The organism is Streptomyces sp. NPDC057543, assembly GCF_042801895.1.
Classification (GTDB): Bacteria; Actinomycetota; Actinomycetes; order Streptomycetales; family Streptomycetaceae; genus Streptomyces.
Window position 1 is genome coordinate 1 of sequence record NZ_JBHVFF010000132.1, and the last position, 22064, is coordinate 22064.

16 protein-coding genes and 2 pseudogenes are annotated in these 22064 nt (G+C 68.9%); 11 read left to right on the forward strand and 7 right to left on the reverse strand.

What is annotated here, in order from left to right; translation table 11 throughout:
- Positions 1–65 precede the first annotated feature (65 nt).
- Positions 66–1286, reverse strand: a complete 1221-nt coding sequence (locus ACFU8Q_RS22095) for a hypothetical protein (RefSeq protein ID WP_384456566.1) — start codon at positions 1284–1286, stop codon at positions 66–68.
- A 214-nt stretch (positions 1287–1500) separates the two neighbouring features.
- On the opposite strand from ACFU8Q_RS22095, the gene ACFU8Q_RS22100 reads away from it, so the two are divergent.
- Positions 1501–1869 (forward strand): hypothetical protein, encoded by a 369-nt coding sequence (locus ACFU8Q_RS22100; protein WP_384456568.1) that lies wholly within the window; start codon positions 1501–1503, stop codon positions 1867–1869.
- A 195-nt stretch (positions 1870–2064) separates the two neighbouring features.
- On the opposite strand, the gene aspA is transcribed toward ACFU8Q_RS22100, so the two are convergent.
- Complete coding sequence (aspA, locus tag ACFU8Q_RS22105; RefSeq protein ID WP_384456571.1) at positions 2065–3492, reverse strand: aspartate ammonia-lyase; 1428 nt, start codon at positions 3490–3492, stop codon at positions 2065–2067.
- 124 nt (positions 3493–3616) lie between these two features.
- Here aspA and ACFU8Q_RS22110 point away from each other — a divergent pair, with 124 nt between their 5' ends.
- The 4 genes from ACFU8Q_RS22110 to ACFU8Q_RS22125 all read left to right on the forward strand — a co-directional run bounded on the left by ACFU8Q_RS22110 (position 3617) and on the right by ACFU8Q_RS22125 (position 7309).
- Positions 3617–4066 (forward strand): Lrp/AsnC family transcriptional regulator, encoded by a 450-nt coding sequence (locus tag ACFU8Q_RS22110; RefSeq protein ID WP_384456574.1) that lies wholly within the window; start codon positions 3617–3619, stop codon positions 4064–4066.
- A gap of 538 nt (positions 4067–4604) precedes the next feature.
- Positions 4605–5744 (forward strand): ISL3 family transposase, encoded by a 1140-nt coding sequence (locus ACFU8Q_RS22115; RefSeq protein WP_384456577.1) that lies wholly within the window; start codon positions 4605–4607, stop codon positions 5742–5744.
- A gap of 93 nt (positions 5745–5837) precedes the next feature.
- A complete protein-coding gene (locus ACFU8Q_RS22120; RefSeq protein WP_384456580.1) occupies positions 5838–6629 on the forward strand; it encodes a class I SAM-dependent methyltransferase in 792 nt (263 codons plus the stop codon).
- A 122-nt stretch (positions 6630–6751) separates the two neighbouring features.
- Entirely contained in the window at positions 6752–7309 is a 558-nt protein-coding gene (locus tag ACFU8Q_RS22125; RefSeq protein ID WP_384456583.1) for an NUDIX hydrolase, read from the forward strand.
- Between the two features lie 584 nt (positions 7310–7893).
- Here the strand turns inward: ACFU8Q_RS22125 and ACFU8Q_RS22130 are convergent.
- Together ACFU8Q_RS22130 and ACFU8Q_RS22135 are read right to left on the reverse strand one after the other, a co-directional pair.
- Complete coding sequence (locus ACFU8Q_RS22130) at positions 7894–9066, reverse strand: anhydro-N-acetylmuramic acid kinase (protein ID WP_384456586.1); 1173 nt, start codon at positions 9064–9066, stop codon at positions 7894–7896.
- Positions 9067–9097: 31 nt separating this feature from the next.
- Positions 9098–10438 (reverse strand): MFS transporter, encoded by a 1341-nt coding sequence (locus ACFU8Q_RS22135; protein WP_384456588.1) that lies wholly within the window; start codon positions 10436–10438, stop codon positions 9098–9100.
- Between the two features lie 1180 nt (positions 10439–11618).
- On the opposite strand from ACFU8Q_RS22135, the gene ACFU8Q_RS22140 reads away from it, so the two are divergent.
- Entirely contained in the window at positions 11619–12581 is a 963-nt protein-coding gene (locus ACFU8Q_RS22140) for a hypothetical protein (protein ID WP_384456591.1), read from the forward strand.
- A 102-nt stretch (positions 12582–12683) separates the two neighbouring features.
- On the forward strand, positions 12684–14762 hold the full coding sequence (locus tag ACFU8Q_RS22145; protein ID WP_384456593.1) for a PQQ-dependent sugar dehydrogenase: 2079 nt from the start codon (positions 12684–12686) through the stop codon (positions 14760–14762).
- Between the two features lie 594 nt (positions 14763–15356).
- Here ACFU8Q_RS22145 and ACFU8Q_RS22150 read toward each other — a convergent pair.
- Positions 15357–16067: a hypothetical protein gene (locus tag ACFU8Q_RS22150; RefSeq protein WP_384456596.1), complete on the reverse strand. Its 711-nt coding sequence runs from the start codon at positions 16065–16067 to the stop codon at positions 15357–15359.
- 222 nt (positions 16068–16289) lie between these two features.
- Between ACFU8Q_RS22150 and ACFU8Q_RS22155 the strand changes: the two genes are divergently transcribed.
- Complete coding sequence (locus ACFU8Q_RS22155) at positions 16290–16370, forward strand: hypothetical protein (protein WP_384456608.1); 81 nt, start codon at positions 16290–16292, stop codon at positions 16368–16370.
- Between the two features lie 6 nt (positions 16371–16376).
- Here the strand turns inward: ACFU8Q_RS22155 and ACFU8Q_RS22160 are convergent.
- Positions 16377–16547, reverse strand: a pseudogene (locus tag ACFU8Q_RS22160) (DUF6207 family protein); the annotation flags it as partial.
- Positions 16548–16790: 243 nt separating this feature from the next.
- Positions 16791–17456 carry a hypothetical protein gene (locus ACFU8Q_RS22165; protein WP_384456600.1) on the reverse strand — a complete coding sequence of 222 codons (666 nt, stop codon included), beginning with the start codon at positions 17454–17456 and terminating at the stop codon, positions 16791–16793.
- 815 nt (positions 17457–18271) lie between these two features.
- Between ACFU8Q_RS22165 and ACFU8Q_RS22170 the strand changes: the two genes are divergently transcribed.
- The 3 genes and pseudogenes from ACFU8Q_RS22170 to ACFU8Q_RS22180 all read left to right on the forward strand — a co-directional run.
- Positions 18272–18562, forward strand: a complete 291-nt coding sequence (locus ACFU8Q_RS22170; RefSeq protein ID WP_384456602.1) for a hypothetical protein — start codon at positions 18272–18274, stop codon at positions 18560–18562.
- 726 nt (positions 18563–19288) lie between these two features.
- A complete protein-coding gene (locus ACFU8Q_RS22175) occupies positions 19289–20701 on the forward strand; it encodes a hypothetical protein (protein ID WP_384456605.1) in 1413 nt (470 codons plus the stop codon).
- Positions 20702–21813: 1112 nt separating this feature from the next.
- Positions 21814–22064: pseudogene (locus tag ACFU8Q_RS22180) on the forward strand (serine/threonine-protein phosphatase); the annotation flags it as partial.

Genomic DNA, 22064 nt, shown 5'->3' on the forward strand with positions numbered 1-22064 from the left:
GGACCGCCCTGCCGCGGGTCCTCAGCCGCTCAGGCGTTCATCGCCCCGCGGTGTGGGGGTGGCTGTTATTTACTGTCCGGCTTGACCAGGTCGGGCAGCTTGGCCTCGAAGAGGTTGTCGAACGCGAGGGCGGGCAGTATGTGGCCCTGGTTCGGCGCCTCGTTGGCCACGCCCGCCGCCCAGGTCGCCGAGTCGAGCCGCTGGTTGGGCGTGCCGTGGTGGCCGGAGCTGGTGAAGCTGCAGTCGCCGACCTGGTAGAACGACTTCTCGGACTTGAGGACGCGGGCGGCGTTCAGCGACTCGCCGCGGGAGTGGGTCAGGTAGTACGTGCCGAACGCGTCGGCCATGAGCTCGGTGCGGCGGGTGGCCTCCGGGCCGGTCAGGTCGCTCTCGAAGAGGTTCTTCTGGTACTGGACGTGGTGACCGAACTCGTGGCCCAGGATGCCGCGCGGCGCGACGTCGCCCAGGTTCACCGTGTTCATGCCCTGCAGGATGCCGTCACCCATGATGATCCGGTCTGTGATGCCGAGCGGCTCCGGGTCGTCCTTCTCGCTGTAGGCGAAGGCGTTGAACGTGAAGATCGGGTTGGCGCCGCCCTGAAGGACCGGCTCCGAGCCGACCAGCTCGATGAGCATGTCGGCCAGGTCGAGGTTCTCCTCGGGCGTGCCGCCGTACAGCACGGCGAGCGTGCGGGCGAGCCGGTCCGGGCTGGTGAAGACGTCCGCGCCGTGCATGGGGATCAGCTCGATGCGCGCCGAGTCGATGTCCCAGAAGCGCTTGAGGTTCTTCATCTCGGAGTTGAGCTGCTGGGTGTACTCACCCTTGACGCCGAACGTGTTCGACGACGACTCCTTGCCGTAGATCAGCGCGTCGTAGGTGGGCATGTCGAAGCCGCCGAAGAGCGAAAGGATGAAGATGGTCCACGGGTCTTGGGCGCCATCGAGGAGGGAGTTGGCGTACTTCGACAGATCGGTCGTCTGGCACTGGTAGTCGCCGGGGTTGATCGCGCTGTCGCGGATCTGCTGCCACTCCTCGCCTTTCAGACCGTACTTGGCCTTGGCAGCGTCGAGGCGAGCCTCCCAGTCGGCGGGCAGCTTGGCCAGGATCCGGTCGACGATGGCCTGGTGCTGCGGATCCATGGAGGAGGTGTCGATGGAGGACTGCAGCGACCGGCTCGCCGCAGTCGTGACGCCGGTCGCGTCAGAGGCGTGCGCGGGAAGTGCCATGCCAAGGCCACAGGCCGCGGCGATCGCCAGGCTCGCTGCCACGGACAGGGTCTTCTTCACGGGGTCTCCTTTCGAGGGTGCCCGGTAGGGCATCCAACGGCGACGCCCAGTCTGTAAGCCCAACTACCGGATCAAGAACTGTCGTTCACTGTCTGAAACCGGCATGTCTGGAACCTGACAGCCTCATGGACCCCGTTACGCGTCCGCTGCCGGCGGATCGGTCTCCGCGCTTCCAACGGGCTCGACCGCACCTGCCCCTCGTACGCGACGGGCGGTGCGGCGGCCAGGTGGCGGCGGGCAAACCGCGACCGACGCGCTCGGCACCCCCGACGGCGACGGCCTCTACCGCCTCCGGGCCGCGAAGGCCGACAAGGAAGAGACGCGCCGCCGGGCGATTGAGCGTGAGGCACGCCGACCGGTGTGCACCGGCTGCGGGGCGAAGTTCACCGACGACCGCTGGAAGGCGGTACGGGGCTGGGGGCGGCCCCCGGGCAACCGGAACGATGGCCTGCGCGGGCCGTGCGTGGACGCGGTGAGCGCTCGGGCAGCCGAAGCCGAACGGGCCGTGCGACAGGAGGCCGAAGAGGTGCCCGCGCGAAGGCCGAACAGCAGAGGGCCGAACCTCGCAGCAGATTCACTTTGACCCTCGCCAGTGGTTACGACCTCACCCGCGATAGGGAGCGGGCTCCCGACGCCCTGCGACTCCGCCTCCGGCGTTGTCGTCGGTCAACGACGCTCCGCGTCGCTTCCCTCCTCCGCCTTGGATTCGAAGCCGCATGACGCCGCTCGCTGATCCACTCTCCATCGCGGGTGAGGTCGTTACTCCTTCATCCATCCGTCAGTTGCTGTGGGGGCGGGCGAGGTTGTCGGGGCGCAGGATCTCGCCGAGCTCCGACGGGGAGAGCAGTCCCCTGCGGAGTACCAGGTCGTGGACGGAGGCGCCGGTGGTCAGCGCCTCCTGCGCGATGCTGGTGGCGTTCTGGTAGCCGATGTGCGGGTTGAGAGCGGTGACCAGACCGATGGAGTGCGCGACCAGATCGGCGAGGTGTTCGCGGTTGGCGGTGATCCCGGCGACGCAGCGCTCGGCAAGCGTCAGGCAGCCGGCCCGCAGGTGGGCGAGGCTCTTCAGCAGGCTGTGGGCGATGACCGGCTCGAAGGCGTTGAGCTGGAGCTGGCCCGCCTCCGCTGCGAAGGTGACGGTCAGGTCGTTCCCGATGACCTCGAAGGCGATCTGGTTGACCACCTCCGGGATCACCGGGTTGACCTTGCCCGGCATGATGCTCGAACCCGCCTGCATTGCGGGCAGGTTGATCTCTCCGAGACCGGTGCGCGGGCCCGAGGAGAGCAGCCGCAGGTCGTTGCAGGTCTTGGAGAGCTTGACGGCGATCCGCTTGAGCACGCCGGACAACTGGACGAATGCGCCGGCGTCCTGGGTCGCCTCGACCAGGTCGCCCGCGACCTCCAGGGGTATGCCGGTGATCGCGCCGAGGTGGGCGCAGGCGGTGGCCGCGTAGGCCGGGTGTGCGTTGAGGCCGGTGCCGATGGCGGTGCCGCCGAGGTTGATCTCGCGGATCAGCTCGCAGGCCTCGGCCAGCCGGCCGCGGTCCTCCTCCAGCATGACCGCGAACGCGGCGAACTCCTGACCGAGCGTCATGGGCACGGCGTCCTGGAGCTGGGTGCGCCCCATCTTCAGGACATCCGCGAACTCCGTCGCCTTGGCGGAGAAGGCGTCCCGCAGCTCAGCCATGGCCTCCAGCAGACCATGGGCCGCGAAGTAGAGGGCGATCTTCACAGCGGTCGGGTACACGTCGTTGGTGCTCTGCCCCGCATTGACGTCCTCCAGCGGGTGGAGCAGCCGGTACTCGCCCTTGGCGTGCCCGAGGAGTTCCAGAGCGCGGTTGGCGACCACCTCGTTGGCGTTCATGTTGGTGGACGTGCCCGCTCCTCCCTGGATCACGTCGACGACGAACTGGTCGTGGAACCGTCCGGCGCGGATCTCCTCGCAGGCCGCCACGATCGCGTCCGCCTTGCCGTCCTCCAGCAGGGCGAGGTCACGGTTGGCCATCGCCGCCGCCTGTTTGACGCAGGCCAGCGCGTTCACCAGATCCGGGGACGTGGAGACCTGGGTCCCGGTGATCGGGAAGTTCTCCACCGCCCGGAGGGTGTGGATGCCGTAGTACGCGTTGGCCGGTACGTCCCGCTCGCCGAGCAGGTCGTGCTCGGTTCGGGTCCCGAAGCCGTTCGGCGTCCGAGGGGCAGGCTGCATGGAGGTATCCGTTCCAAGGGTGCGGGGGAGTGGCTGGCGCCATGCGCAAGATTACGGCGAAACCGTCGCAATCGGCTTGCTAATGCCTGCGACGAGAAGGCTGGGTGCGGTGGATAATCGCGACATGGATCAGATCGACAGGGATATCTTGCGTGAGCTCCAGAACGATGGACGGCTGACCAATCAGGAGCTCGCCCAACGGGTGGGCCTCACGGCATCGCCCTGCATGCGGCGCGTGCGGCAGCTGGAGCAGGACGGCGTGATCGAGGGCTATCGCGCAATCGTCAACCCGCAGGCGGTCGGCCGGGGCTTCGAGGTGCTCGTGTCGATCGAACGGGACACGAGGTCGGTCGCCGCCTTCGAGGACGAAGTGCTGGCCATCCCCGACGTGGTCGAGGCGTACCGGCTGATGGGCAGTCCCGGGTGCCTGCTTCGTGTCGCCGTCGCCGACCTGGCGGCCTACGAGAAGCTGTGGATCGAACGGCTGACCGCACTGACGGGCGCCACCGCTGTCAACTCCCAGATCATCATGAAGCCGATCAAGCAGCAGGGCGGCCTCCCCGTGGACCGCTGATACCCGAACCCGACCTGTCCGGCCGAATGAGAAGGAGCAGCCGGCACCGCCTTGCCTTGTCCTCCGCTGAGAATTTCAGCGGAGGTTGGCACTTTTCAGCGGAGACTGTCACCTGAGCCTGAGCACGATAGGTGTCGTATTTGCACGACATCTGTCGTCAACCGCGTCTGGCCTCCTGGTGCAGGTGCTCTCGGGACGCCCTCCACGGGTCGCCGGGAAGCGGCGTTGTCGGGCTCTTCGAAATTGGTGGGGGTTTGAGCGCCGGACGGGGTTCCACTGTGGACCCTGACCGATAGATGCCGGCAGCCCTCGTAGATCACGTTGTTGTCGAAGCAAGATGATCACAACAGAAGAGCTACGGACGTGGCAAACGATACGACGCGGTTGTTGGGCCCTGACGGCCTGGCCGCGGTCGGGGTCGCCGACGACACCGACGGGCCGGTGGTGCACCTGGTCACCGCTGATGAGCGGGCACGCCACTGCCCAGACTGCGGCGCCCGGGCGCGGCGGTCGAAGGGCCGGCGGGTGACCCGGCCGCGTGACCCTATCGGTCGGTGGCCGCCGACCACGGCTGGTGTGGGCCAAGCGCCGCTGGCGCTGCGACGAGCTGGCGTGCCGGCGTCGCTCGTTCACCGAGTCGGTCCCGCCAGTACCGCCACGTAAGCGGCTAACCACACGATTACGGGCTGCGGCCGGGGCGGCGGTGGCCGATCAGGGCCGCACGGTCGTCCAGGCGGCCCGCGACTATGCGCTCTCCTGGCCGATCGTTGCGGCGGCGTTCACCAGTCACGCCCGGGCGGTGCTGCCGGCCCAGCCCGAGCCGGTGCAGGCGCTCGGTATCGACGAGATCCGCCGAGGCCGGCCGAGATGGATCCCCGACGAGGCCACCGGGATCCGGCAGACCGCCGTGGACCGTTGGCACGTCGGCTTCGTCGACCTGTCCGGCAAGCAGGGCCTGCTCGGGCAGGTCGAAGGCCGCACCGCCCAGGCGGTCATCGCCTGGCTGGCCGACCGCGACCAAGCCTGGCGCGACGCGGTCCAGTACGTCGCGATCGACATGTGCACGATCTTCAAGTCGGCGATCCGCCGGGTCCTGCCGCACGCCACCCTGGTCGTGGACCACTTCCACCTGGTGCAGCTGGCGAACCAGACCCTCACCGAGGTCCGCCGCCGGGTCACCGTGACCCACCGCGGCCGGCGCGGCCGCAAGGGCAACCGCGAGCGGGAACTGCGCAACCGGCTCACCCGCTCCGCCGCCCGGATGCGCGGCGAGCACGTCGATGCTCTCCTCGACGAGCTGTCCAACCTGCCCAGGGTGATCGGCGCGCCGATCGCCGTCGCGTGGAACGCCAAGGAAGACCTCCTGCACCTGCTTGCCACCGCCCGGACCCGCCCGGACCGGGAACAGGTCCGCGATCTGCTGTACCGGTTCTACCGCCGATGCGCCGACGCCGACCTTCCCGAACTGCAGCGCCTAGCCACAACCGTCGAGACATGGTGGCCAGAGATCCTTGCGTTCCTGCACACCGGGATCACCAACGCCGGCTCCGAAGGCACCAACCGGGTCATCAAGACAATCGCCCGCGACGCCTACGGCTTCCGCAACCCCGGCAACCAGCGCTTACGCACCCGCTGCGCGACCACCCGTCGAGCCCGTGGACACCTCGATGCCCGCTAATTTCGTTGAGCCCGCACCCTGCAATCGTGTTGGCTAGCGGCACCGAACTGTCAGTACCGCAGGTGTCCGCTTGGCTGTAGCAGGGAGTTAAACGTGCAGGACATTGTTGTCGACCCGGTTGCCCACAATCGGGCAGCCTGGGACAAGTATGTCCAAGAGGGTAACGAGTGGTCGAGGCCGGTGAGTGCTGAGGATGTCGAGCGCGCCCGCATGGGCGACTGGTCGATTGTTCTCATCGGGCGTGAGCCAGTCGACCGCTCCTGGCTGCCGACGGACCTGACCGGCAAGGACGTGTTGTGCCTGGCCTCCGGCGGTGGCCAGCAGGGTCCGATCCTCGCCGCCGCAGGGGCGCGGGTCACCGTATTCGACAACTCACCCCGCCAGCTCGGCCAGGACCAGATGGTGGCGGCGCGCGACGGACTCGAGCTGCGCACCGTCCTAGGCGACATGCGCGACCTCAGCGCCTTCGGCGACGCAACATTCGACGTCGTATTCCATCCGGTCTCTAACCTATTCGTACCAGACTTGGCAGCGGTGTGGCGTGAGTGCTTCCGCGCCCTGCGACCGGGCGGAACTCTGCTCGTGGGCTTCCTCAACCCTGATGTGTACTTGTTCGACCACGAGGCGCTCGACGAGCGCGGCGAGCTGATCGTCGTGCACAAGCTGCCCTACAGCGATGTCACGCAGTACTCCGCCGAGGAACGCGCCACGAAGTTCGGCGCGGATGCCCCTCTTGAATACAGCCACACCCTCACCGACCAGATCGGCGGGCAACTCGCCGCGGGGTTCGTCCTCACCGGCTTCGCGGAAGCGCCGCACCAATCCAACGCATCCGCTCAATACATGTCGAACTATTTTGCGACGCTGGCGGTCAAGCCGGGCTGACTCAGCCGTGGGGCGGGCCGAGACGGCCGTGTCTCCGAATGGCCAAGTGGAGCGCTGTGCCAGCCCGACCCCCACTAACTTCGCTGAGCCCGTTGTCGGTGGGCTCTGCCAGGGTGTGCGTCGTGGATGAACTGGTGGAGCGTGTCGACTGTCAAGATCGTGTGCTGGGGGTGGTGGTCAGCCGCCGGCAGGCCATCCGGGAGGGTTGGCTGCACCGGGTCGCCGTGACGGTGTGTCGTGATGAGCGTGGGCGGATCCTCGTCCACCGGCGGTCGGAGCAGCTGTCGCGCTTCCCCGGGCTCTACGAGGTCATGGTCGGTGGCGCCGTGGATGTCGGCGAGTCCTATGAACAGGCCGCCGCGCGGGAGCTGGCCGAAGAGCTGGGCATTCGTGTGCTGCCGCGCCTGCTGTTCACGTTCCTCAACCGCAGCGGTTTGAGCCCTCACTGGCTCGGCGTGCACGAAGCCGTGGTGCCGGACGCCGTGGCCGCCGATCCCGATGAGGTCGCCTGGCATGGCTGGCTGACCGAGCCGGAGCTGCGGTCGGCCCTGCTGGAGTGGCGCTTCACCCCCGACAGCCACGAAGCCTTCAGCCGGTATCTCGCATTGGCCGCGGAGCCGGCGCCGGCGAGCCGTGGGGCGAGCGCACGCATGGTCGCCCTCATCTCCTCCCTGTCCTGATCACACGGTCCGGGCTGCAACGCCGCCTCGGACCGGTACTCGCGGTGGGGGCGGCACGGACGGCCAGGTCGTGCAGCGATGTGAACCCGGACAGGGAAGCGGAGCGGATCAACGTGATGGCACGACCCATAGCCGTCGGGTCCTTATCCCATCGGGTGTTGAGCTCGGACATCCTGCCAACGTCCCGTCGGTTCCCGCCTTCCCATTTCTTCGCCGCCCCCACGCACAGCGCCGTCACTTCTGCTCGGTGATCACGAGCCGAGTGATCACCAACCGACTCCGGAACCCGTTGACAAACCGCTGTTCCCTGAGACCGACGAAGCCACGGTGGAGACGGTCAAGAAAACGATGCGCTTGTCCGAGTTGATCGCCGGGTACGTTCCACTCCGTTCGGGTCGGGGCCCCGCAGTTGCTGACACCGCGGCGCCGGCTCCGGAGCCTTCGCCCCGGCGTTGAAGTCGCCGACCGGGACCGCACACCTTCGCTCCCTGCCTCAACGTCATGGAGCGCCCCCTGAGAATCCGAGCTCGACAAGAACGTCTCTCGTCGGGGTCATGACGGGATGTCCGCCCGGCGCACGGACGTCAGACCGTTACCGTGCGCAGGCGCACGGGTGCGATGACCTCGGGTTCCGGCAGGCGCAGACCCCGGCAGCCGGGCGTGATCGAGCCCAGGATGCTGGGACGGCGGGCGCCGGTGCACGCCGGGACCGTCCCCGTCAGTCCATGCACGGTCAGGAACCCCAGGACGGCGAAGGCGTAGGCTTCCTTGGCTGCCGACGGCAACCCGAGGTCGTCGGAGTACCGCAGCGGGATGTCGTGCAGTGCGGTGCGGAGCATGGCCATCAGGGTGGGGTTGCGGGTTCCGCCGCCGGAGGCGATGACCTCGCTCGCCGCGGCGCAGCGGACCGCGTCGGCGACCGTGCGGGCGGTGAGCCGGGTGACGGTGGCAACCACGTCCTCGGTCGGGAGCCGATCACGGCCGACCAGGGCAGCCCGCAGGTAGGGCCAGTGGAACAACTCCTTGCCGGTCGTCTTGGGCGGCGGTTTCGCATAGTACGGCTCGTCGAGGAGCCGCTGCAGCAGGTCGGCGTCGACGCTGCCCCGCGCGGCCAGCGCCCCGTCCTGGTCGTAGTCCAGCCGGCCGTTGGTGAGGGCGTGCACCGCCGCGTCGACGAGGGCGTTGGCCGGGCCGGTGTCGAAGGCGACCGGATCACCCGCTGCGGCGGCCACCGTGAGGTTGGCGATGCCGCCGAGATTCAAGGCGGCGGGCCTGCCGGGCCGCCCGCGCAGCCACATGACGTCGACGACGCTCACCAGGGGTGCTCCCTGGCCGCCGGCCGCGACGTCGCGGGAGCGCAGGTCGGAGACCACCGGGCAGCCGGTGGCTTCGGCGATCCAGGCGGGCGAGCCGATCTGCAGCGTGCCGTGCACCCGGCCCTGCTCGGCCCAGTGGTAGACGGTCTGGCCATGCGAGACGACGAGGTCGGCGCGACCGTCGCACAACTCCCGGTCGGCCCGGGCGGCCAGCGCGGCGAAGGCCTGGCCGATCCGGGTGTCGAGCAGGCACACGTCCTTCATCGTGGTCGCCGCAGGCGGCAGCGCGGCGGTCAGGGCGGTCCGCAGCTCTGCCGGGTAGGGGTCGCTCACCATCCCAAGGGGCGTCAGCAGCAGGCTGTCACCCTGGAGCGTCAGGTCGGCCGCGGCGGCGTCGACCGCGTCATGGGAAGTCCCCGACATCAGCCCGATGACCCGCATCCTCACACCTCTCTCCCGGTCCGTCGGGCTGTCAGTCGCGCAACGCGCGACGGTGGTTGTCGCCCCGCAGGGTGAGCAGGGCGAGCGTGCTGACGGCACAGGTCACGACCACGTAGTGCGCGGGGATGTCGATGTTGCCGGTCCGCTGGATCGCTTCGGTGATGATCAGTCCCGCGCATCCGGAGAAGACCGCGTTGGACAGTGAGTACGCCAGACCCAGGCCGGTGTAGCGGACACTGGTGGGAAACATCTCGGCGAGCATCGCGGGCCCTGGTCCCGCCATCAGGCCGACGATGGCGCCGGCGACGAAGACCGCGAGACTCTTGGCGGCCGTCGAGGCAGCATGATTCTGCAACAGGTGCAGCAGGGGGAACGCGAGGACGGCCACGAGCACCGCCCCGGCCACCATCACCGGGCGTCGGCCGATCCGGTCGCTCAGGGAGCCCGCCGGGATGATGGAGGCCGCGAAGCCCAGGTTGGCGAGGACCGTGGCGACCAGGGCCTGCTGGAACGTCGCGTTCAGCGTGCTCTGCAGGTAGGACGGCATGACGACCAGAAAGGTGTAGCCGGCCGCTGACCAGCCCATGAGCCGGCCGGCACCGAGTGCGATGGCCAGGGCCACCTCACGTGCGGGGGCGGGAGCCGGCACCACCGCTTGCGGGTGGCCTCCTGCATCCGAGGTCCCGGTCCGAGTCCGCCGGAAGGAGGGGGACTCCTCCAGTTTCAGCCGCAGCCACAGGGCGGCGAGCCCCAGGGGCAGTGTCAACAGGAACGGCAGCCGCCAGCCCCACCCGTTGAGCTCGGGCTCGGTCAGCACGGTTGCCAGCAGCGCCGCCATGCCCGCTCCGGCGAGCAGACCGAGCGCCACCGTGAAGGACTGCCAGGCCCCGTACAGGCCGCGCTTGCCCGGCGGGGCGAACTCCGTCATGATCGAGGCGGCGCCGCCGAACTCCCCTCCCGCGGACAGGCCCTGGAGGATGCGTAGCAGCGTGAGCAGCCACGGCGCCGCGGCACCCAGCGTGGCATACGTCGGCAGCAGGCCGATCAAGGTGGTGGCGCCGGTCATCAGCAAGATGACGAGGATCAGTGTGGGGCGCCGTCCCATCCGGTCGCCCACGCGGCCGAAGACCGCCGCGCCGACCGGGCGGAAGAAGAAGGCGAGCGCGAAGGACGCGTAGGTCTTGACGAGCGCCTCGGCATCGCTTCCGCCGTCGGGGGTGAAGAAGTTGGCGGCGATGACGGTGGCGAAATATCCATAGACGCCGAACTCGTACCACTCGATGAAGTTGCCCACCGACCCCGCCACCAACGCCCTGCGCGATCGTGGTGGCTTGGCGGTCCCCTCGACCGGGTCGTGCACAGGGGTGGTCATACGGTGCCCCCTCCATCGTCATCGATGCCATCCGGACGGGAGTGTTTCCTGGATGGAAGTTAGTTACATCAGCTCCCCTGCCGCCTGTCAATAACTTTCATCACGGTCGCCGACCGGGTGAACTTCCCTGGTAGGTAAGGCGCGTGCCCAGTCCTTCGGCTGAGATCCCGTGACCGACCACGGCACCGACCGCACGCCCGCCCCGCCGGGCGGGCAGTACGGACCGCCCGTCGAGATCCGAGAAGCTGCTGTGACCGCCCCGCCGGGCGGGCGGACAACGTCAAAGACCTCCCGGTAACTTCTCGGGCAGAGCATTCTCATCCGTGCATTTCTCCCGGTGCGCCACCAGCAGCACCGCCCGGCCCGAGGGCTGCCTGTGCCTCCAGCTTCAACCGGTCACTGCGATGACCAGCGGCCAACTCCTTCTCCCGTGAGATCACCGGCGCCTCGTGGACCGACCCGCCGGGCCTGATCGGCGCGCTCGACCGGGACGACGTACGCGGCCGCGAGCGCACGATCCGCATCCTCACCTGCGTGCTGCCACCGGCCCGGGCGGGCCTTTTCCTCTTCGTTCAGTCGCCCGTCCTGACGGTCCGGATCGGTGGCGGTGTCTTCTCGTCGCGGCCGCCATCGCGATGTGGCGTCTGCTCGCCACCGGCGTTGACAAACGTCGGGGGAGGCCTCCTGGGCGATGCCCCGCCAGGTCCGACAGCGCAGTACGCGTCGGCCGAGCAGCGATTTTCTTGATCTCGAAGCAGGCCGATTCCACTTCTCATCTCCTGCGCGCGATACTCCGTCTGATGCGCCTTCCGCATCAACCGGCGGTTGCAGTGACGACTTGCGGCCGGGGCGACGCTGTCCAGCGGGCGGACCGGCACCCGCGTGGTCACCCACCAGACCGCTTTACCCACCCGCCGTACCCGCCCGGACTCGGGGCGAGCCGTCCGCAAACCGCCGTGAGCTGCTTGGTATCTGTGCCTTGAAGGGCCGCTCGCGGGCTGCATCCCTGTCGGCAAGGAGTCCGTGCCGCCGCCGGATCGGGTCCCCCAAATTTGGCGAGTACACGCCCATTGTCAGGGGCGTCGCGAGGGAGTTACATGGTCCCGCACGCGAACGAAAGCGCTTTCTGCCGATCGGGAACCCCCGATCGGCTGCCCCTTCGCTGCCGCTGGGAGGCTGCATGACACCGCCCCGCACCAGACGCTACTCACTTGCCGTCGCCGCGCTCGCCGCGACCGCCTCGCTTGCCGCCGCCACATTTCCGGCCCAGGCGGCCCGCCCCTCAACCGCCCATACTCCGCTGCGGGCCCAGGCCGTGGTGGCGTACGACTTCGGACACCCGGACCCCGCCGACCCGGGCCGCGAGCAGGACATCGGACGTTCCGGCACCACGCTCAGCCTCATCAACGGCGGTTCCGCGATGCGCGTGAGAGACGAGGCGTACCCGGGCGCTTCGCCCGCCCTGCAGGTACGCCAGCAGAACCCGGCCACCGCGGGCAACGACGACTGGAAGGCCGGGACCTGGGACGCCGAAGGCATGTCGTCGCTCGGGGCGTTCAACAGTGCCCGGGGCGCCACCGTCATGGGCTGGTTCAAGATGACGGGCGACAATCCCGCCCTCAACTCCAACACGGCCAACCCGAGCGACCGCTACAACGCGATCGGGCTGGCCGGCGTACTGTCCGGAACATCTGACGGTCACGCGGTGCGAGCGCTGCTCGAACTCATCCAGGTCAACGGTGAGTTGAAGCTGGTCGCGCTGGGGAGACGCCTGGACAGCGGCGCCTCCCAGACATTCGCCGCCACCGCTCCCTGGGAAGAACTGCTGCCCCGCGGCACATGGGTCCACCTGGCTGCGACGTTCGACTTCCGTGACGGCACCCTCGCCCTCTACCGCGACGGTAAGCCCCTGGACGGCTTCTACGTCACACCGGGCGACCCCTGGGAACTCGCCACCACGCCGGCGCCCCACCGCGCCTCGCCCACCGATCCTCGCGGCATCAAGATCGGCGGAAGCTTTCCCCAGAACACCCGGGAGAGCAATGCCTGCGACTGCCGCATGGACGACCTCCTGTTCCTGGACCGTCCGGTGCCGGCCGGAGCGGTGGCGGCGGAGTACCGGCGCATGACGCGGGGCCGCTGACCGTTCTCGTCCCTGGATCGTCCTTTTCCTACCTCCTTGTCATATCAACTCGAAGGGATCCGCATGGCGTCACGACGTACATATCGAAAGAGCTGGGCGGCTGTGGCCGTCGTCGCAGTCCTCGCCCTGGGCGGTCTCGCAGCGCCCTCCCATGCCGACGAGGCCGGCGCAACGACAGCCGCCCTGACCGACCCCATTCCGCAGCAGCCCGTCCAGTCCAGAACGGGCCTCGTCCTGCAGGAGTTCGCGCAGTTCCCCAAGTCGGAACCCGTCCCGGCGCCGACGGACCCGCGCCTGATGCGCCACGCCCGGATCAACACCATCAATGAACTTCCCGACGGCTCCGGCCGGATGGCGACCCCCGACCTCAACGGCACCCTGTACCTCACGGACCCCGGTGCCGCGACACGCACCTCCGGGGGTACCCCGCACCCCTACCTGGACGTCAAGGCGGCGTTCCCGCACTTCTTCTCGGGCCGTGGTCTCGGCCAGGGCTTCGGTTACGCCGCATTCCACCCGGAGTTCGCAGCGAACGGGCGCTTCTACACCATTCATACCGAGCTCGCCTCGCAGGCCACCGAGACCCCCGACTACCAGCAGGCCGGCACGCTCACCTATCACGGCATCATCACCGAGTGGACCGCCGACGACCCCACCGCGGACGTCTTCCACGGCACCCACCGCGAGGTGCTGCGTATCGGCTTCACCGGCCAGGTCCACGGCATTCAGCAGATCGACTTCAACCCGACGGCCAAGCCCCACGACAAGGACTACGGCCTCCTCTATCTCGCGGTGGGCGACGGAGGGCAGGGCGTCGGCAACAGCGAACCGCAGGACCTGACACTCCCGCACGGCAAACTTCTGCGGATCGACCCCGCGGGACGTGACAGCGCCAACGGCCGGTACGGCATCCCCGCGTCCAACCCGTTCGTCGGTGAGCCCGGTTCCCTCGGGGAGATCTACGCCCTGGGCATGCGGGACCCGCACCGCTTCAGCTGGGACGCGGGCGGCAGCCACCGTATGTACCTCGGCCACATCGGCGAGCACGCCATCGAGTCGGTGTACGAGGTCAAGGCCGGTGACAACTTCGGCTGGAGCGAACGCGAGGGCCCCTTCGTATTCGACAAGAAGACCACCGACCCGTGCGCCCGCATCCTTCCCCTCCCCGCCGACGACGCCCAGTACGGCTACACCTATCCGGTCGCCGCCTACGACCACGACCCGGGACCCGACTGGAACTGCCGGTCCGACGTGGGCCGCGCCATCGCCGGAGGCTTTGTCTACCGCGGCAAGGACGCGCCGGCGCTGCGCGGAAAGTACATCTTCGGCGACCTCGTGGACGGCCGGATCCTGGCCGCGGACACCCACGACATGCGCCGCGGTGGCGACCTCGCGCCGCTCGAGCAGCTGATGCTCTTCGACAAGTCCACCGGGAAGACGGTCACCATGCGCGACCTCGCCGGTGACCAGCGTGTCGACCTGCGCTTCGGCTCCGACCGCAGCGGCGGCCTGTACATCGTCTCGAAGGCCAACGGCAAGGTCTGGAAGGTGACCGGGACCCGCACCTTCGCCGACTGCGAGATCGGCAACACCCCCACCACCCACACCACCGGCCCCGACAACTGGGCGCCGGTCACCCCGGCCAAGTGGGCGTACACCGAACGCGAGACGATCCTGGCCGAGCCGGGCGTCGCCCGCCCGGGACCGCGGCGCCCCTTCGAGTACGCCGTCCTGACCTCCGGCCCGCGCTACTCCTCCGTCACCGTCGAGGCGGAGGTGCGGATCGACACCCCCGTCGAGATCACCAACCGTGACGTCATTCTCATCTGGGACTATCAGTCGGACACCCGGTTCCAGTACGCACACTTGTCGAGCGACAACAGCATCTACCCGCACAACGGTTTGTTCACGGTCAACGACGCCGACCGGCTGCGCATCGATGACCAGTGGAACGGCACCTTCGGCGCACCTCCGGCGATCAAGGACGACGGATGGCACAAGGTGCGCCTCACCCACTGCGCCGACACCGGTGAGACCGCCGTCTACCTGGACGGCAGCCGCAACCCGCTGATCACGGCCACCGACCCGGTCTTCGCCTCGGGCCGGGTGGGCTTCGGATCCTTCGACAACGCCGGCCGCGTCCGACACCTGAAGGTGACGGGCACTCAGGCCGTCGGCTGACCTTGCCGGGAGCGGGCCGAGGTCTTCGGCCCGCTCCCGCACCGTCCGTCGCGGCCGCATAGGCGTCGAACGGTTGCGCCGAGGGATCAACGGCACCCGTAAGGGCGCCTCGCAGAGTACCGCCGTGGCCGCGACGCCCGCTGTCGCCGCGGGATAACAGAACATCACCCCGGGCTTCCGGCTGACCGACGGCACCGCGCCGACACCGGCCACAGTGCAGGTCCGCATCACCTGGTGATGCGTCCGTGCGCCGCCGCGGACCTGCGGCGGCATACGGACGGGGTATCACGCCCTTCTGTGGAGTTCACCGTCCGACGCGGGTACGGCCGGGCTGGTCGACCCGCTTCCCACGGTCAGTACGGTCTCGCTGAAAATGGAGCCGTGGAAGCCTCTGCGGCGGTGAAGACGACACAGACGCGATCCCCGCCCCAGAATGGTGAGACATCGATCAGCGGGTCGCCCTCCATTCAGGCCGCAGGTCGCCCAGTGCCCGCGGCGGCCGGCGAGAACGGGCGATAGCTCGTCCGGCACGACCCCGCCCTGATGGCCGAGGCCATTCCCATCTGGACGGCCTTCGCGGGCATGCGCACATCTTCAGCCCTGCAGCCAGATCCGCAGCGGAGCGACCGGCTGGAAGCCGTGGCGGACGGCGGCCGCCAGAGCCTGCCCGTGCTCATAGCCGACCACGGGCAGGCCGGGAAACAGTCGGTGCACCGCGTCCAGCACGACCGGCCAGGCCGCGTCAGGGCCGCCGTCCAGGGCGAAGACATTGGAGATTCCGACCACATGGTCGCTGCGGCTCGCCACCGCTCCGGCAATCACCCGGCCGTCAGGTGACTGTCCGGCGAGCACGAAGGTGGCCGGGTCGTCGAGCAGCTCGGGCCGGAAGAGGCCCGCGCTGCCCTCCCCGCCGTCCCAGGCGAGCGCCCAGGCACGCAACATGTCCGGGTCACCCGCCACATCCCAGGCAAGCTCCGAAGTGATGGCGGGCGCACTCGCCGGGCGGTGGATCCACTGCGCCTCGAACAGCACCTGGAAGCCGGCCTCCGTCAGGTCGAGGTCGGCGAAGCTGTCCTTGACGGAGGCGCCCGGCGCGGTGATGTCGATCCGCTCTGCCAGCGCGGCCGGGTCGGCACCCGGCACCAGCGTCACCGCGTCGGGGTAGTACAGCGGCGTGCGGGTCGAGGCCGCCCAGGCCTGTGTCCCGAACTTGCTCGCCACGTCGTGCGATCGGCTCATCGCCGCGCACCACTCGGCGTTGTTGCGGGCGGCGGTCTGGACCAGGTGCTGCTTCTGCGTCGTCACGAGGGCGGAGCATGCCCCGTCCCGGGTGGATCCGTCGAGCGGTATTCACTGCCCGCTGACGGACGCTCCGCCTGACGGTGGCAGAACCCCCTTTGACCGGACGTTCGCCTCCCCACTTCTTCGAGGCATCGGGAGGAATGTACGGGGCGCCGAGGATCACGCTGGACCGGTGGGCGGCACCTGGACGAGGTCTTCGTCGAGGTCAATGGCGAGTGGGCGTGCCTGTGGCGCGCGGCCGACCCGGATGGCAACGTGCTGGCCGTCCTCGTCCAGAGCAGGCGTCCGCGCGAGAGTCCTGGCTGACATGCGTGCTTTGACTCCTGGCCGACCGGGCACTTTCCGCACGGGCCCGATCCCTGATGTGGCCCACTGCTGTTCGAGTGCGGTCATGACCGCGTGGGCGGTTGCTTCGTCGGCTGCGGTGAGGTCGAGGACGACAAGCCCGGGCTCGCTGAGGTGCTGCGCGTGGGTCGGTTCCATGCCCGCTGACGGCTGTGTACCGCTCTTGTCGATGGCTTTGCGTGCCTTCGTGGTCTGGGGGTGGCTGTTTTGGGGAGGGATGTGGTGGGGCGGGGGGTTGGACGGGAATCCCGGCCCGGTTATGGCGGGCCGGGATTCTGTGTTGTGTGTCGTTGTGTGTCGTTGTGTGTCTGGCCGGGGGGTTCCGGCCCGATTCCGGCGGGCCGGGGTTCTCCGGTTTGTGTAGGGGGTGGTTGCTGGTTTTTAGTAGTCGCCGAAGTCTCCGAAGTCTCCGAAGTCGCCGCCCTCGCCGAATCCGCCCCTTTCGCCGTGGTGGCGCTTGATGACGCGGAAGCTGGCGATGACTCCGTTCTTGACCTTCACGCCGTCGTTCATCTTCTCGTGGTGCTTCTTCTCGTGGTGCTCGCCCTTGTCGAAGTCCTCGTTCTCGTCCTCGTCCTTGGGGCGGACGTTGTTGGCGGTGCTCCACGGTCCGACGGTGGCGATGGGGGCGCCGTTGTCGCATACGGCTCCGCGGAAGACCTCGACCTCGTTGCGGCTGTCGTTGCGGATGTTGAAGCTCTTGGCGCCCAGGCCGCTGACGACGGTGATGCAGCCGTCGGGGCGGCCGGAGAATTCGCGCTCGTTGATGTGGATCCTGCCCTCGAAGTGGTGGCGCTTGCCCTCGCGCTCGTTGCCCCCGCGCTCGTTGCCGCGGCGCTCGTTGCCTTCGTTGCCCTTGCCTTCGTTGCCCTTGCCGTTGTTGCCGCCCTCGCCGCCCGTGGGGGCCTGGGCGGAGATGTCGGCCGGGGCCACCTGGGCCTGGGTCTGGGGGGCGGGGACGGCGGAGGCGTAGGTGATGCCGGTCGCGGTCAGTGCTGCGGCGGCTGCGACGGCCGTGGCGATCGCTTGGGAACGGGTCATGATCATGTCGCTTGTTCTCCTTCTCGGACTCAGAGACAGTCCCGCTGTGACAGCCGGTGCGTGATTGAACGTACTAACACCCCTTATTGCTGTCATATCGAGCGATTCGGGACCCCGGCTTCGTGGGGCTGATCGGGTATGCCGAGCTCCTTCACGCCGCCCCGAAAAGGAACTGACTGACCGTCAAATATAGGCTGCATGTGTGGGGTTGAATGGCCATTAGCCCTTGCAGGTGATCTTCTGACGTCTACTCACCCGCTGTGGGGGTGGGGCGCCGGGAAGTGTCGGCAAGTCGATGCTTGACATGTGGCCTGTCGTAGGTTCCAAGGGAGGCCGTGTGAAGGGTGGCTGACCGGCGAACGTGACCACGCACAGCAGGGTCCGTCCGGACCGGACGGTGACCGATACCGGCGGGCACGACCTGCCCGCCACGCCCCGGGCCGACCGTCCCGGGGGCCCGAGCGGGCAAGCGTCAGGACCTGTCCGGGTGCGATGGTCATCTGCGTGGACCGACCCGCCTCCTGCTGGGCGCCACCCGCACGATCAAAACGCCCGGGACAGCCCGCTCGGGACGGCGTACGCACCGCGGCGGGGGGACACCGACGGTATCGAGATGCCGCTGTGGCGCACCCGCTGGTCCGCGCCCGCCTCGGAGGGGTGCGAGCGCGTGCACCCTCCGGTCCTGCTCGTTTTCCACCAGGTCGGCAAGCGCTCCGCCAGGAGCTGGATGGCGAAGGTCGCCGCCGACTTCCCGCGCCCACTGGCAAGGCCGCTGGGACAGCGAGGATGGCTTCCACTCCTACGACGGCTGCATCCCGATCGTGGCGACCACGCTGGAGCTGCTGCGTGAGCACGGCCCGGCCGGGCCGGCGTTCTGGTGCTTCGGCCGCAAGGAGCGTCGGTCGCTGCTGGGCGCGATCGGCGGCCCCTGCCGGGACGCCGCCCTCGCCCGCCGCCGCACAGTCGCTCGGGAAGAGCAGCGTCGCCGCGAGGAACGGGAAGCTGCGGCACGGGAGGCGAGGCGGCCCGTGTGCACGGACTGCGGGCGGAAGTTCGGGGAACAGGCCGCTGCGCAGAAGGGCGGCAGCCGGCTCTCCCGCGTCCGCATCTGACCCGGGCAAGCCCCGCCACCGACGACGTGGCAAGCCCACGGCGCCTGCCGACGGGCGGAATGGGAACGATCAAGTCGCGTCCTCGGCGCTCGGCGTCGCCCAACCGGGCCGTTTGCGGGTCAGCCGCCTGATCATCAGCGTGATTGCCGCCCAGGTGATCAGCGACTCCGCGCGCTGGACCAGCTATTCGTAGTCCCGGGCGTGTCGGCGGGCGTGCATGATCTAGGCCGGCGACCCTCAACGACCCAATGGCTCCCGCTCTCCCCGGCGAGACCCAGGAAACGGTCCGCCGCCTCAACTTTCCCACGCCCACACCTGCTTCGTCAGGCATGCGCCCACGCATGGCGGTGACCGGGCCGATGATGTGACTCGTCCCTCCCGTCGGCTCGCGTGGGGCGCTACGGCACACGAGGTTTCTCATTGCCTCGCTACCTCGAAGTGATCAGATCGGGGTATCTAATTTTGGTTTGTCATGATTTTTCGTCAGGTGTCCTGTCGTGCTTGCGTCTTGTCGCGTGAGGGGTGCGGGGCGCTCTGCCGTGAGGAGAGGTGAACCCGCGAATGAGAACTCGTACTCGTGGACAGGGCGATCCGTCGTGGTATCGGGTCAGCCGTCGGTGGCCCGTGGCCGTGTTCAACAGGACCCTGGTCGGTGGGACGGTCCCGGTCGGTGCCGTCGGTGCGTCCGATCCGGTCGGCTCGGGTGGACGGCGTGGAGCGCGCGGTGTGGGGGTGGTACCGGTGGGGAGCGCGCTGCTGTCCGGTATGGCGCTGCTGGCGGCCACGGCCCCACCGGTGGCCGCCGCGCCGGTGGGGGCCGTGCCAGTGCAGGCGCAGAGGGCTGATCCGTCGCAGACTTTCACCTTCACCGGCGCTCCGCAGACCCTGACGGTTCCGGCGGGGGCGGTGGTGACGATCACCGCGGACGGCGCCGGCGGCGCCGACAACACCGGCACCCCCTGTTCCGTCACGGGGACCGGCGGGACGGGGGCGCGGGTGGTCACCACCCTCCCGCAAACCGCCGCGCCGACGACCTTCACCATCGACGTCGGCGGTACCGGCGGCAAAGGCTGCAACGGCACCGGGACGCCGGGTGCCGGCGGGTTCAACGGCGGCGTCCCAGGTGGGAGTTTTCCGCTCAGTGGTTTTCATTTTGAAGGTCCGGGTGGGGGCGGGGCCTCCAGCATCAGTACGGGCGGCTCCTTGCTGGTGGTCGCCGGGGGCGGCGGTGCCGCCGGCGGCACCGGAGCGGGCTCTGCGGGAGGGAACGGAGGCAACGGCGGGACAACGCCGGATGCCACCGGCGGTACCGCGGGAAGTGCCACCGGCCCCGGGGCTTCGCCGGGGCAGGGTGGGGGCGGTGGCAGCACCAGCACCAGTACCGGCGGTGCCAGCGGGGCCGCCGGCACCGTTCCATTCTGTGCGGTCACGAACGGTGGGCCGGGGAGCGGGTTCTCCGGTGCCACGGTCGGTACCGGTGGCACCGGGGGCAACTTCGGCGGCGGCTGCGCCGCCACTGCCATCGCTGGTGGTGGGGGCGGTGGAGGCGGGTACTTCGCCGGCGGGGGCGGCGGCAGCGGCGCCGTCAACAAAAGGGGCACCTCGGCGGGTGGGGGCGGTGGTGGTGGGGGCAGCAGCTTCACCGCCCCCACGGGTACCGGCACGAACTATGCGCTTTCGACGATGGGGACGGCGAACCACAACGGCCAGGTGACCATCTCCTACACGGTCCCGTCTTTGACCATCACCAAGACCCACACCAGGCACGTCACTCAGGGACGGGACGGCACCTACACCATGACCGTGGGCAACGCCGCCGGGGCCGCCCCGACCAATGGCACCATGGTCACCGTGCACGACACCCTCCCCGCCGGGCTCAGCGCCGACAGCATCCGTGGCGCGGGATGGAACTGCACCCTGAGCACCCTCACCTGCACCCGTAGCGACGTCCTCCCCGCCGGGAGCAGCTACCCTCCCATCACCCTGAAGGTCGACGTCTCCTGCAGGGCCCACGCCCAGGTGACGAACACCGCCACCGCCATGGGAGGCGGCGACACCACTACCCACACCGCCACCGACCTCACCAAGATCAAGCGCCACAAGCACGACGAGCGCTGCGAGCGCCACGACCACCGGTAACCCAACCGACCTGTGCCAACGGCGGGGCCCGTCCATCAGGACAGCCCTGCCGTTACCGCGCTGCTGATCAGTGGCGGGAGCTTCGCGAGCGTCAAAGTCGGCAGAGGTTCATCAGCGTGACGTCCGTGGGCAGAACGCCTAGCGTTGTACGGAGGGTCTGGGTGGCGTCGGCGAAGTGCAGCGGCGGGTCAGTAATCAGGTCAGCAGGCGTCGGCACCATCTCGACTTGGCCATGGCCCCGGACATCCGGCCGTCTTCGTCCCGTTCGGCGTGTCGGGCAGGGCTGCTGTCCGGCCGGGGTTGTGCAACGGGTTGCGCAACGGTGGTGCTTACGAGTCGCGCAACGGGTTACGCAACGAGGCACCCAACAGGTTGCCGGGGTTCGGCGCGGGCGGCGGTGTCAGGGCAGTTCACACCCCCTGGGTCAGCACCGCCCCGGCGGCGACACCTCTCTTTGCAGGAGAGAGGTCCCTCCTCATTCGCCCCCTCCCGGGCAGAGGCGTGATCGTGCCGCTGCGCCGCGTTACGGTGGTCGCCGGTTCAGACCGGTGTCGCCTCCGGTGCCGGACGAAGGGAGGCGAGCGGGGCCGGCCTTTGCCGACGCTGCGCAGCTGCTTCCAGCCGACCTCGGTGCGCGTGGTGGGCAGAGTGTCGAGTCGGCGACGCGGTAGAGCGCGACGCCGACGGCCCCGGGCCCGAGACGTCCCGAAACGGACCTCGATCGACTGGGCGGGCTTGATCCACCTCGGCCGCACAGATGCCCGACCGCCTGGAAGAAGCCAAGCTACGCGGCTGACGGCCCAGCGGATCCGCCAGCTCGCCGAGATCGACCCGGACCGGCCCTCCCTTTGGGCCAGAACCGAAGGCTGGACGGATGTACCCATCATTTCGACTGGCGCGTGCCGGAGCCGTACTTCCGAAATCGGTAGTCACGGCAGGGCCAGCGGACGGAGAGAATGAGGCCGCCGCAGGAAGGCTGAGAGAAGACCCGTGCTCGTCGGCTGGCTGGGAGTGCGCCATCGATGGAGCATAAAGGGTATATGGGTGTGCGACGTTCGTGGGATCACCTCCTGGAGCCACCATCAGGCCGTGGTCTGGTGGCGGTCCCGTTCGTGCTGATTGTGACGATCGCCGCGCTGGACATCTACACCGGGCGCGATATCCATCTGGGCCCCCTGCTGGTCGTCGCGCCCGCTCTGACCGCTTCCCTCGCCGGGCCACGGCTCACCGCTCTCGCCGGGGCCCTGGCAGTGGCGGTCCAGGTGCTCATCGCTGTCTTCCTCGGCGGACTGACCACGCCCAACCACGTGGCGCAGATCATCGCGCTGACCGCGCTCTCCGCCTTGGTGTTTTTCATGCGGTG

What these genes read in the sequence shown, in the direction of transcription:
- ACFU8Q_RS22110 (WP_384456574.1), top strand. Translation starts at nt 3,617, where the DNA reads ATGGATCAGATCGACAGGGATATCTTGCGTGAGCTCCAGAACGATGGA.
- ACFU8Q_RS22135 (WP_384456588.1), bottom strand. Translation starts at nt 10,438, where the DNA reads ATGACCACCCCTGTGCACGACCCGGTCGAGGGGACCGCCAAGCCACCA.
- aspA (WP_384456571.1), bottom strand. Translation starts at nt 3,492, where the DNA reads ATGCAGCCTGCCCCTCGGACGCCGAACGGCTTCGGGACCCGAACCGAG.
- ACFU8Q_RS22130 (WP_384456586.1), bottom strand. Translation starts at nt 9,066, where the DNA reads ATGCGGGTCATCGGGCTGATGTCGGGGACTTCCCATGACGCGGTCGAC.
- ACFU8Q_RS22140 (WP_384456591.1), top strand. Translation starts at nt 11,619, where the DNA reads ATGACACCGCCCCGCACCAGACGCTACTCACTTGCCGTCGCCGCGCTC.
- ACFU8Q_RS22165 (WP_384456600.1), bottom strand. Translation starts at nt 17,456, where the DNA reads ATGATCATGACCCGTTCCCAAGCGATCGCCACGGCCGTCGCAGCCGCC.